The following is an 11,745-nucleotide window of genomic DNA, read 5'->3' as shown; positions in this document are numbered from 1 at the left end:
TAATGACAGGTTTTTCCAGCCCCCAACGCCGTGTATTAATCATTGAAGATGATGTAGAACTTGCCGAGCTGACCGCCCAGGAATTGAGCTTTGGCGGATTCACCACGTACATCGCCGAAAGCGGTGCTCAAGCATTTGAACTGCTCAAGCGCCACCCGATTTCTCTGGTCTTGCTGGACCTGATGCTGCCCGGCGAGGATGGCCTGGAACTGTGCAAACAATTGCGCGGCATCGACGATCCTCCAGCCATCATCATGGTGACAGCCCGTAATGAACTGGCCGACAAGGTGGCGGGTCTGGAGCTGGGCGCGGATGATTACGTGGTCAAACCCTTTGAATCCCGAGAACTATTGGCACGCTGCAAGGCGGTGATTCGGCGCCATGCAGCTCCACAGGCCCAGGCAGAAACCGCCATCGCGGATGCTCCGCCCTCGCGCTATCACTTTCTGGGCTGGCAGCTGGACCTGAATGCACGCCAGTTGTATTCGCCCCAAGGCGTCACCATCTCCCTGCCCAATTCAGACTTCCATGTGCTGCTGTCCTTGCTGGAAGCCCCCAATAAAGTACTGTCACGCGCCCTGCTGCTGCGCCGCGCCTTTGGCCGCAATCTGAACTACGAAGACAGGGCTATTGATGTGTGCATCAGCCGTATCCGCCATTACATAGAAAAGGATCGTTCCAAGCCGGAGATCGTGCGCACCGTCCGCAACGAGGGCTACATCCTGTACATAGACCCGCAATCCCTGCACGCTGAATAAAGCATGGCTGTTTCACCCTCAAGCACGTGGCCGGAGAAACTGCGCCGCACCTTCTGTTTTTTCTATCCCGAACGATTACGCAGCAAGATCACTCTGGTCGTAGTCGTGGGGCTGCTGGTGGCCCAGATTCTGACCGGCACCATGTGGTCGCAAATGCGCCGGCAGGTCTTGATAGAAACCCCGGCCCGTATTGCTGCCGTGCGTTTTTCAGACTGGTATCTATATGCCGAGTCCCAGCTAGCCCATGGCGCGGACATTGACCCCAGCCTTCTGTCAGGCGTATCCGCCACACCCGTCAGCGCAGATCTGCCACTGGATTACCAGTCCAATATGGGGGAGGACTTTGGGCTGTTCTTTGAAAAAGTCTTTCAAGAGCGCACCGGAGCCTGCAAGAATTTTCATCTGCTGTCGGTGAACAAGGCCAGACCTACAGACAAGGAGGCGGGCATTCCTTTGCTGGACGCCTTTTCGCGCGAACTGAATCTGGTGGATGTGTCTTTCTCCGCCGTATTCAAGCTGTCCAATGGCCAGCACTGGCGACTGCATGTGGTGGAAAACCAGGGCTGGAGTTCCATCGGCAATCTGAAATTCACCTACGACTATTTCCTGCGCATCTATTTCTTCCGCCTGATTCTGGTGGTCATCGCCCTGACCCTGTGCCTGAACTTCATTTTTCGGCCACTGAAAAAGCTGGAAAAAAGCGTGCTGGAAATGGATGTGAACCGTAATCAGGAAAAGATACAGCTGGGCGGCTCCAAAGAGTTCAAGCGGCTGGGCGTGGCCTTTAACAATATGGTGGAGCGCGTACAAAAACATATTGAAGAGCGCGCCTATTTCTTCTCGGCCGTATCCCATGATTTGCGCACACCCATCACACGCCTGAAGCTGCGCGTACAGAAAGTGCAGGACGAGGCCTTGCGCCTGAGCCTGAAGCGGGATGTGGAACAGCTCAATGAACTGGTCAACTCCACGCTGGAACTGATGAGCTTTCAGACCTCTGACGAAGCCTTTGCCGAAGTCGATCTTGCCGCCCTGCTGACGGCAGTCAGCGTGAATCGTCAGGACCTGGGAGAAAGCATCGCGCTGGCAGAACTGGAGCCAGCCATTCTGAACATACAGATTCAGCGCTTTCGCCGTTGCCTTGAAAACCTGATCTCCAATGGCTTGCGCTACGGGCAGCACGTATACATCTCCGCACAGAAAGCAGCGACGGAATACATCATTACCGTGGCCGACGAGGGCCCCGGCATTCCTTTGGACGAGCAAGCCAAGGTCCTGCGCCCTTACTACCGCCTGGAGACCTCTCGCAATCGCTCCACCGGGGGCTATGGTTTGGGCTTGAGTATTTGCGATGAAGCCCTGCGCGCCCATGGTGGACGGCTGGAGTTTGGACACCAGGAACAGCGTTTTTGTGTACGCATCCATCTGCCCTTGCAGCCAGCAGGATAAAGACATTACAAAGTGCCGGGTTAAATCTGCGCCGCAAGTGGCTCTGCCACCTCTTCAAGCCTGATTCTTGGTACTTTCCCAAACTATTTTGCATTTATTTCTAGAAAAATGCTTTTTAGGCTTGCCATGCTGATAAATAGTCTGCTATAGTTTCACTTCTTTAGCGGCTGTAGCTCAGTTGGATAGAGTACTTGGCTACGAACCAAGGGGTCGTGAGTTCGAATCTTGCCAGCCGCGCCATATTCAAGTTGATTTCTTTACCGAGATCAGCGACCAGAGTTAGAACTCGTGGGGTCAAACCCAATGGATGAGACTCTGAAAAGATCAGCCCTGATGACATCGTCATCAGGGCTTTTTCTTTGCCTGCTGCTTTTGTCTCGCCTACCGCGGCTTACCCACAAGCAGATCACCCCCCCATCACTCAGAACCGGGCACAATCTCTGTTGCACTTTGCTGCCCCTGCGGCCTCAACCGCAAGGAGACAAGCAGTGTAAAGTAGCGACTTCCGCCCAGACAGAGCCTGCCTGCTCTTGTTAGACCACAGCGTCTGCGCGGACCTCTTCTTAATCGACAGGATTGACCATGTTTGAGCGCACAAAACTTCTTTTGCCTTTAGCGGCCCTCCTTCTGGCCAGCGCCAATAGCTACGCCCAGGATAGCGGCCCTGCCATTCAGCTGGCGCAAATGGGCGGAGCCATGCACGCTGCCGCCGAAGTTTGCGGTGACTACAGCCAGACCCAGCTTGATGAGATGAAAAAACAGCAGAAATCCTCTATTCAAAGCATGGGCCTGAACGACGAGGACTTTGATAAAGCCTTTGAGCAAGGTCTAGACCGCGGTCGTCAGGATCTGCAAAAAGCCACTGCCGAACAGCGCAATCAGATGTGCGAGCAATTGCGCTCCGGCCCCAAGTTCTAAATTCGCTCTGCCCAACAAGAAAGCGCTCTGGCCCGCAAGGAACCAGAGCGCTTTTTACTGCCGGCGCAAAAACCCAACGGTCTTACAGCGCCTTGACCATATCCTCGATGGTCTTTTTGGCATCGCCAAACACCATCATGGTCTTGTCCATATAGAACAGTTCGTTATCCAGACCAGCATAACCAGCAGCCATGGAGCGCTTGTTCACGATCACGGTGCGAGCTTTGTAGGCCTCCAGAATCGGCATGCCCGCAATCGGCGAAGCCGGATCGTTCTTGGCGGCCGGGTTGACCACGTCGTTGGCACCCAGTACCAGCACCACGTCCGTTTGAGCAAACTCGCTATTGATGTCGTCCATTTCAAAGACCTGCTCGTAAGGCATTTCGGCCTCGGCCAGCAAGACGTTCATATGGCCAGGCATACGACCAGCGACCGGGTGAATGGCGTAGCGCACATTCACACCCTGGCTGGTCAGCTTGTCCGACAGCTCTTTCAAGGCGTGTTGAGCACGGGCCACGGCCAAACCATAACCAGGCACAATCACCACGGACTCGGCATTGCTCATCATGAACGCGGCATCTTCAGCACTGCCGGATTTCACCGAACGATTGCCCTGATCTGCACCACCCGCAGCCGCTTCCGGATTGGCACCAAAACCGCCCAGAATCACGTTGAAGAAAGCGCGATTCATGGCCTTGCACATGATGTAAGACAGAATCGCACCGGAGGAACCCACCAGCGAACCGGCAATGATCAGCATGGAGTTGTTCAGGGAAAAACCAATCCCTGCTGCTGCCCAACCCGAATAGCTGTTCAGCATGGACACCACCACGGGCATGTCTGCGCCGCCAATCGGGATGATCAGCATCACGCCCAACAGGAAGGACAAGGCCAACAGCACGCCAAAGGCCCACCATGCTTGCGTCATCACAAAAACCACGCCGCAAGCCAGGGCCAGCAGACCCAGCAGCAGGTTCAGCATGTGCTGACCTTTGAAGGTGACGGGGGCACCCTGGAACAGTCGGAACTTGTACTTGCCCGACAGCTTGCCAAACGCGATCACCGAACCGGAGAAGGTAATGGCACCGACCAGCGCACCCAAAGCCAGCTCCACACGGTTACCCATGGGCAGAGCCACCTCGGCCGAGCCAATGCCGAAGGCCACGGGTTCCAGCACCACGGCAATCGCAATGGCCACCGCCGCCAGACCAATCATGCTGTGCATGAAGGCCACCAGTTCCGGCATCTTGGTCATCTCGACACGGCGTGCCATGACGGTACCCAGCACGCCACCAATCACCAGACCAATCAGAACCCGCAACAGGCCCGAGAGCTCTTTGCCTTCAGGGGCCAGGCTATAAATCAGCACGGCTGTGGTCGCAATGGCCAAGGCCATCCCCACCATGCCGAACAGATTGCCGCGACGCGAACTGGCTGGATGCGACAAGCCTTTCAGGGCCTGAATGAAACACACCGAGGCCAGCAAATAGCACAAGGTAACGGTATTCATGGAAATCATGATTGCCCTTCCTTGGGCGTATTTTTAGCGCCCTTCTTTTTGAACATTTCCAACATGCGGCGGGTTACCAGGAAACCACCAAACACGTTTACCGAAGCCAGCGCGGTGGCAATAATGCCCATCGCCTGCGCCCAAGGGCTTTCGGTCAGGGCCGCTGCCAGCATCCCGCCCACAATAATGATGGCCGAAATCGCGTTGGTCACCGCCATCAAGGGCGTGTGCAAAGCGGGCGTTACTGTCCAGACCACGTGGTAACCCACGTAAATGGCCAGCACAAAGATGATCAGGTTAATGACCAGGGGAGAAATAATATCCATGGCGTCAGGCTCCCTGCTGTGGAAAGAGTCGTTTGCCACCCTGTACAACACGGCTGGCATTCACAATGTCGTCGTCCGCAGGGATATGCAGCTCGTCAGACTGATCCTTGAGCATCAAACCCAGGAACTGTTGAATATTGCGTGCATACAAGGCAGACGCATCCGCAGCCACACGGGCCGGGAAGTTGGTCTCGCCCACCAGGGTCACGCCATATTTCTCCACAATCTGGTCGGCTTCGGTCAAGGCGCAGTTGCCGCCACGGGCCGCAGCCAGGTCAACAATGACCGAACCTGCCCGCATGGACTGCACCACTTCCTCGGCAATCAGACGCGGGGCGGGCCGCCCCGGAATCAAGGCCGTAGTAATGATGACGTCGGCCTGGGCACAACGTGCCGCCACCACCGCCGCCTGCCGTTGCAACCAGGAAGCGGGCATGGGACGGGCATAACCGCCTACCCCTTGTGCCGCTTCGCGCTCTTCATCGGTCTCGTAGGGCACATCAATAAACTTGCCGCCCAGGGACTCGATCTGCTCACGCGCGGCAGGACGCACATCAGAGGCTTCTACCACCGCCCCCAGACGACGTGCCGTGGCAATCGCCTGCAAACCGGCCACACCCGCGCCCAGCACCACGACACGGGCCGCTTTGACGGTACCCGCCGCGGTCATCATCATGGGAAAGAATCGGGGATATAAGGTGGCTGCTTTCAGCACAGCGGCATAACCCGCGATATTGGCCTGCGAGGACAGAACGTCCATGCTTTGCGCCCGCGTGGTACGCGGGATCAGCTCCAGGGCGAACGCCTGGCAGCCCGAAGAAGCCAGCCTGTCCAGACCCTGACTCTCGTAAGGGTCCAGCATACCGACGACCACATGCTCGGCACGCAAACGCGCCGAATCCACATCAGCCGGGCCCACTACCAGCAGCACGGTGGCTTGATAGGGATCTCCTATCGTTGCCCCTGCTGCCTCGTAATCGGCATCCGAGCTGGCAATCCCCTGTCCGGCACCCGCCTCGATAATCACATCATGGCCCGCCTTGCGGTAAGCCTTGATGGTATCGGGCGTGGCCGCTACCCTCTTTTCCCCGGTCCCCCGGGGGCTTAGTACACCCAGTCGCATCTTCAATCTCCAGTTAATTAACTAACTTCTACGATCTCTGACGACGTGCAGTACCCGGATGGGTGAGTCTGTCACCACGTGGACACGACCCAACGACCTCTCCGGCCCGGTGTGTGTTTGCCCTCAACACCGGAACACCATCTATAAATTCGGATGTGCAAAAAACAGGCCTGGTGAAGACCGGCCTGAACAGGATAGAAACCTACCCTTTAGTGTCCCTCTCCCACTCCTGCCCCTTGCAGGAAACTGTCATTCTTTTTGAACTCACTATAAGGGCCTTTATTTGACACAAGAAACCCCGACCCGCACTAGACCGCTTTAGACGAAAAAGCAAGACACATTACTACCACCTGATTATCGCAATATGATGCCTGTCCGACGGGATTTTTTTTGCTTGCCCACTGGGTAACACTGAGTAGATCAGCCTTTGCTACGGACTTAGACGCCTGATAATTAAAACTACAAGCATTGGCCTGCTGCTAAGATAGCAACTTCCTATAAAACTTGTCACTAACTTGTAATTAATGTTCGTGTTCACGCCCCGGTGATGTTTGCGTCGCTACTGGCCGCTGAACCACTTCTTTTTAAAGCCTAGGCAACCGCCCCCTTGATGCGCGGTTTACCTGCACTACTCAGTCCCAGGCTGATCTATCCCCATGGCAGACATCCACATCGATCACGTAGTGAAACGCTACGGCAACAATACCATCATCAATGAACTGAGCCTGCAAATCCGGCATGGCGAGTTCTTCACTTTATTAGGGCCCAGCGGCTGCGGCAAAACAACCTTGCTGCGCATGATTGCCGGTTTCATCATCCCCGATGAAGGCCGCCTGTTTCTGGACAAGGAAGACATTACCTACCTGCCCGCGCACAAGCGCGAGACCGGCATGGTGTTCCAGGACTATGCATTGTTCCCCGATAAAACCGTGTTTGACAATGTGGCTTACGGCTTGCGGGTACGCAAAGTCAGCAGCAGCGAGATCAAGAAAAAAGTCGCCTACATTCTGGAGCGTGTGGAACTGGGTGGCATGGGCGAGCGTTACCCGGCTGAGCTGTCCGGAGGCCAACGCCAGCGTGTAGCCCTGGCCCGCGCCCTGGTAATCGAACCCCGTGTTCTGCTGATGGATGAACCTTTGTCCAACCTGGATGCCAAGCTGCGTATTCAAATGCGCCAGGTCATCCGCGAATTGCAGCAGGAATCCAATATCACGGCTATTTTCGTGACGCATGATCAGGAAGAAGCCCTGTCCATGTCGGACCGTATTGCCTTGCTGCGTCAGGGCCGTATCGACCAGCTCGATACCCCCGAAGCCATGTACTCCACACCACGCACTGCCTATGCTGCCGACTTTATTGGTGCGGCCAACCTGATCGACACCCTGGGCGTGCATGTGGAAGCTGATCACACCACCGTCAGCATTGCCGGTGGACACATCATGGTGAACAACCCGCCGCCTGCCGGCCAGGTACTGCTGGCAGTGCGCCCGGAAAACATCACTTTGCATACCGAAGCCCAGGCTAGCAGCATTCCGGCCCAGATTGTCGCTCGCCAATATCTGGGAACCAAAACGGCCTACAGCCTGAAACTGAGCGATGGTAAGCAAATTATTGCCGACGTTGCCGCTGCCCAGGACCCGCATCTGTCTGCAGGTGCTTCGGTGAACCTGAGCTTTAGCCCTGAATGTCGACTGGTCGAGGCGTAAGACCCATGGCTATTGCTGCAAGACCCCTGGCCCTTCGTTCTCCCTGGTTCCTGCCCGCCCTGGTCTGTCTGGTGGTGCTGGTGTTCTGGGTTGTATGGCCACTCGCCTCCCTGTTCTATCAAAGCGTGATCGACCCGGCAACGGGCATGCCCAGCCTGCACGGCTTTGAGACTTTCTTTAGCGACCCACGCTATGTTGAGGCCTTCTTCAACACCATCAAGCTGGGGCTGATCTCCACGATAGGGACGCTGCTGCTGGGTGCGCCGCTGGCCTATGTGGTGGCTCGCTACGACTTCCCCGGCAAGGCCATTGTGGCCATCCTGCCCCTGACCACCATTGTGCTGCCGGACATCATCGTCTCGCAGGCCTGGCTGATGCTGCTGGGCAATAACGGAGTGGTGCGTCTGGCCCTGGAAAGCATTGGTATTGACCTGCCCAGTTTCTACGGCTGGTTTGGCATGTCCTATGTGCTGATCCTGAACGATTACACCTATGTGTATATCGGCATGCTGGCTGCGCTCAAGGCCATTGACGGCACGCTGGAAGAAGCCGCCGTGAACCTGGGTGCCAGCAATTTCAAGCGCGCGCTCAGCGTCACCTTCCCGGTGCTGATGCCTGCCCTGCTGGTCAATGCCATGATTGTGTTCACGCTGGCCGTGGACAACTTCTCCATCCCCATGATTCTGGGCGGTCAGGTCGATGTGCTGTCCTCGCTGACCTACACCACCTTCCTGTCCGAGATGAGCGGTAACCCCACCATGCAAGGTGTGCTGGCCGTGGTGTCCGTGATTCTGGTCGGTGCGGTGCTATTCATTCAGAAACGGGTACTGGAACGCAAGACCTTCCAGATGCAGCAAGGCCGCGCCCCACGTCCGGTTCGTGCTCAAGGGCTGGCCGGCATCTTGCTGACCGTTGGTGCGGTGCTGTTTGTGACCTTCTCGCTGATTCCGGCCTTTATCGTGCTGATTGGTGCCTTCACCAAAGCCAGCGGCCCGGTCATGCAATACGGAACCTTCACGCTGGACAATATGGAGCGTGCCCTGCGCTACGCTCCCGAGCCCATCTTGAACTCGTTGATGCTGGCCAGTGTCGCCACTATTGCAGGCACCTGCTTTGCCACGATCTGCAGTTACCTGATCGTGAAAAAGCGCCTGTTCGTGGTCACCGCGCTGGACTATATGGTGATGCTGCCTCTGGCCATTTCCGGCACCGTGCTGGGTATTGCCCTGATCCAGACCTACAACAGCGGCATGCTGGTACTGACTGGCACCTGGGTGATCATGGCCGGCGCGTACTTTGTGCGTAAAGTGCCCTTCTCCATTCGCTCGGCCTCGGCCTCGCTCTACAACATTCCCGACTCTATCGAAGAGGCCTCCATCAACCTGGGTGTCAGTCCCTTCCAGAGTTTCTTCAAAGTGGTTCTGCCCTTGATGAAACCCGCCATTCTGGGTGCGGCCATCCTGATGTGGGTCACTTCGCTGGCTGAAATTTCCGCCACTATCGTGCTGTATTACGGTGGTATGGAGACCATGCCCATCCAGATGTTCCGTCAGATCGACGCTGGCTTCCTGGCCCGCGCTTCGGCCTATGGGGTGATCTTGATGGTCGTGATTCTGGTGCCGATTTATCTGGCTATCCGTTTTCTCAAGCTGGATCTGTTTTCCAGCCGCTAATCTAAAAAGGCTCACTATGCTGACTACACGTTTTCTGAAAACTGGTCTGGCACTCTCCCTCAGTGTCGGCGCCCTGTCCCTGTCCGGTGCCGCCATGGCCGCCAATGCCGTGATGTACACGCCCAATAATGTGCAAACCATTGATACGGCACTGGAAATTGCTCGCAAGACCGCGTCTGACCTGTCCATTCAACAAGTGACCTCGGGCGCTGGTGCCTTGATGAAACGTATCGAAGCCGAAGCACAGAACCCGCTGGGTGACGTGGTCTGGGGCACTGGCTACGGCACCATGGCGGCTTTCCAGCAGAACTTTGAAGCCTACGAATCGCCCGAGAACAAGGCCATTCCTGAAGCCTTCCACGGCAAGGACAGCCTGTGGACCAGCTCCAACGCCCACGTCATGGTCATCATGGCCAACGAGCGCCAACTGAAAGGCCAGGCCGCTCCAAAAACCTGGTCCGATCTGTTCGATCCTCAGTGGAAAGGCAAGGTCATTATTGGTGACCCCGCATCATCGGGCAGTGCCTACGACCAGGTTTATGGCATCTACCAACTGTACGGTGCAGAAGGCCTGCAAAAGCTGGCAGCCAACGTGATCGTGTCCAAGAGCTCGGGCCAGGTCTACAAAAGCGTGGCTAACGGCGAGTACCCCTTGGGCGTGACCATGGAATACGCGGCCTACGCCTACGTGGCCGGTGGTCAGAAAGGCATTGAGCTGATCTACCCTGAAGACGGTACCTTCATTGCTCCTGAAGGCGTGGCCGTGATCAAGAACCCCAAGAACGGCCAGGAAGCGGCTCGCAAACTGGTCGACGTTCTGCTCTCCAAAGAAGTACAGGAAGCTGAACTGGTGGAGAACTTCCGCCGTCCTACTCGCAGCGACATCAATGTGGCCGAGCTGACCAAGTTGCCTAACCTGGATCAGATCAAAGTGGCCAACATCGATCCTTTGAAGGCTGCTGCCGAGTACGAAACGGTCATCGAAGCCTGGAAACAGGCTTTGGCTGCAGCTGGCAAATAAGCCGGAGAAATTCAGAGCGCAATAGCAATGCGTGGTGGGCCTGCCCCACCCGCCTGCTGGTTCGCACTGAATGGACAAACCCCTTGATGCTGGATTCTCATCCGGCCCTCAAGGGGTTTTTTATTGCCTGAAATACGTGAGTAAAAACGGCTGCTGGGTGACATATTGCAAGCACTTTCAGACCGGCTCCGAAACTGCGTTGCGCTTGGCAAGCAACAAGCCTGTAGAAAGACAGAGCTGCCTTATTTATCCACTGGATAAATCTGATCTTCACGCAGGCGTGGGCGATCGGCTTCCACTTCGGTCAAAGGCTCCACACGCTGCATGGTTGCCAGTGAACGCTGGGCCAGACGCTGGTACATACGTGTGCCGAAAAACTTGCCATCAATGGCTTTTTGATCCAGCTCCTTGACCACCGTCGCGGGAGAACCGGCCACCAGACTGCGGGGCGGCACTTGCATCCCTTTCTTCACAAAGGCCATGGCGCCAATAATGCTGTCTGCACCAATATCCGCCGCATCCATGACGACCGCATTCATGCCCACCAGCACATTGCGACCAATGACGCAGCCATGCAGCACGGCACCGTGCCCGACGTGGCCATCCTCATGCACCACCGTGTCCTGATAAGGCGTGCCATGAATAACACAGGTGTCCTGAATATTGGAGCCGGCCTTCATGATGATGCGCCCGAAGTCCCCGCGCAAACTGGCCAAAGGACCGATATACACGCCCTCGCCAATAATGACGTCACCAATCAGTACAGCGGTAGGATGAACATAGGCCGTGGGGTGAACCACTGGCACCAGCCCATCAATAGAATAAATATTTTGCATACCTGCCTCGTACAAAAAGCCTGCACCCACAGCCGGCCCAAGGTCCGGCCAAAAATACGATCATAGCTGCTGCAGACCGATATAATGCGCCGTACTCTTTCTTTTTGCATCCTATGAGCATGTTGTATTACTGGCTGGCCTTTTCCCTGGGCATGGTGTTTTACGCCGCCTACTTGTCGCAGTCCTTTTTGCTGTCGCAAGGCATTATCTATATGAAGGAAAAAGATCAATCGCCGCCCCTGCTCTGGCTGTTCACCCGCCTGATCGGCTTTATCCTGCGTGCCATTCCCGGCCTGCTGATGCGCCCTGTCCCCCTGATTTTGTGGGTCGTGGGCCTGGGGCTGACGGTGCAATACAGTTTCGCGCTTTAAGCCAGACGGGCCGCACTTTTCTCGTTCACTGCACGGACATCCGGGTCAGGATTG

The 11,745-nt window shown here is 56.2% G+C and carries 11 protein-coding genes and 1 tRNA gene; 8 read left to right on the top strand and 4 right to left on the bottom strand.

All coding sequences use genetic code 11. The annotated features are described in order from the left end of the window. Positions 1-2 precede the first annotated feature (2 nt). From OSH04_RS17290 to OSH04_RS17275, 4 genes are all read left to right on the top strand, one after another. Entirely contained in the window at positions 3-758 is a 756-nt protein-coding gene (locus tag OSH04_RS17290) for a response regulator transcription factor (RefSeq protein ID WP_035270868.1), read from the top strand. 3 nt (positions 759-761) lie between these two features. Continuing rightward, a complete protein-coding gene (locus OSH04_RS17285) occupies positions 762-2,207 on the top strand; it encodes a sensor histidine kinase (protein ID WP_266108932.1) in 1,446 nt (481 codons plus the stop codon). Between the two features lie 163 nt (positions 2,208-2,370). Next, positions 2,371-2,447, top strand: a tRNA-Arg gene (locus OSH04_RS17280). A gap of 342 nt (positions 2,448-2,789) precedes the next feature. Beyond that, positions 2,790-3,125: a hypothetical protein gene (locus OSH04_RS17275; RefSeq protein ID WP_009457770.1), complete on the top strand. Its 336-nt coding sequence runs from the start codon at positions 2,790-2,792 to the stop codon at positions 3,123-3,125. Between the two features lie 82 nt (positions 3,126-3,207). Here OSH04_RS17275 and OSH04_RS17270 read toward each other — a convergent pair whose 3' ends face one another. Genes OSH04_RS17270 through OSH04_RS17260 form a run of 3 tightly spaced genes read right to left on the bottom strand, consistent with a single transcriptional unit; the run spans position 3,208 to position 6,084 of the window. Then, positions 3,208-4,644 carry an NAD(P)(+) transhydrogenase (Re/Si-specific) subunit beta gene (locus OSH04_RS17270; protein ID WP_088450874.1) on the bottom strand — a complete coding sequence of 479 codons (1,437 nt, stop codon included), beginning with the start codon at positions 4,642-4,644 and terminating at the stop codon, positions 3,208-3,210. Continuing rightward, positions 4,641-4,961 carry an NAD(P) transhydrogenase subunit alpha gene (locus OSH04_RS17265; protein ID WP_009457776.1) on the bottom strand — a complete coding sequence of 107 codons (321 nt, stop codon included), beginning with the start codon at positions 4,959-4,961 and terminating at the stop codon, positions 4,641-4,643. The genes OSH04_RS17270 and OSH04_RS17265 overlap by 4 nt, the downstream gene beginning before the upstream one ends. A gap of 4 nt (positions 4,962-4,965) precedes the next feature. Then, a complete protein-coding gene (locus OSH04_RS17260) occupies positions 4,966-6,084 on the bottom strand; it encodes an NAD(P) transhydrogenase subunit alpha (protein ID WP_026484257.1) in 1,119 nt (372 codons plus the stop codon). A gap of 656 nt (positions 6,085-6,740) precedes the next feature. Between OSH04_RS17260 and OSH04_RS17255 the strand changes: the two genes are divergently transcribed. From OSH04_RS17255 to OSH04_RS17245, 3 genes are read left to right on the top strand one after another with little or no spacing between them, the layout of a single operon-like run. Then, complete coding sequence (locus OSH04_RS17255) at positions 6,741-7,790, top strand: ABC transporter ATP-binding protein (protein ID WP_035270877.1); 1,050 nt, start codon at positions 6,741-6,743, stop codon at positions 7,788-7,790. Positions 7,791-7,795: 5 nt separating this feature from the next. After that, complete coding sequence (locus OSH04_RS17250; RefSeq protein WP_080748018.1) at positions 7,796-9,463, top strand: ABC transporter permease; 1,668 nt, start codon at positions 7,796-7,798, stop codon at positions 9,461-9,463. 16 nt (positions 9,464-9,479) lie between these two features. Then, entirely contained in the window at positions 9,480-10,484 is a 1,005-nt protein-coding gene (locus tag OSH04_RS17245; protein WP_083054036.1) for an extracellular solute-binding protein, read from the top strand. A gap of 242 nt (positions 10,485-10,726) precedes the next feature. Here OSH04_RS17245 and OSH04_RS17240 read toward each other — a convergent pair whose 3' ends face one another. Further along, positions 10,727-11,320: a phenylacetic acid degradation protein PaaY gene (locus tag OSH04_RS17240; RefSeq protein ID WP_035271432.1), complete on the bottom strand. Its 594-nt coding sequence runs from the start codon at positions 11,318-11,320 to the stop codon at positions 10,727-10,729. Positions 11,321-11,433: 113 nt separating this feature from the next. On the opposite strand from OSH04_RS17240, the gene OSH04_RS17235 reads away from it, so the two are divergent. Beyond that, positions 11,434-11,691: a hypothetical protein gene (locus tag OSH04_RS17235; RefSeq protein WP_088450882.1), complete on the top strand. Its 258-nt coding sequence runs from the start codon at positions 11,434-11,436 to the stop codon at positions 11,689-11,691. Positions 11,692-11,745: the final 54 nt, after the last annotated feature.

Source organism: Alcaligenes nematophilus, assembly GCF_026344155.1.
In the GTDB taxonomy this organism is placed as follows: domain Bacteria; phylum Pseudomonadota; class Gammaproteobacteria; order Burkholderiales; family Burkholderiaceae_B; genus Alcaligenes; species Alcaligenes phenolicus.
The sequence above is the reverse complement of the archived record's forward strand: the minus strand, read 5'-3'. Positions and strand labels throughout refer to the sequence as shown.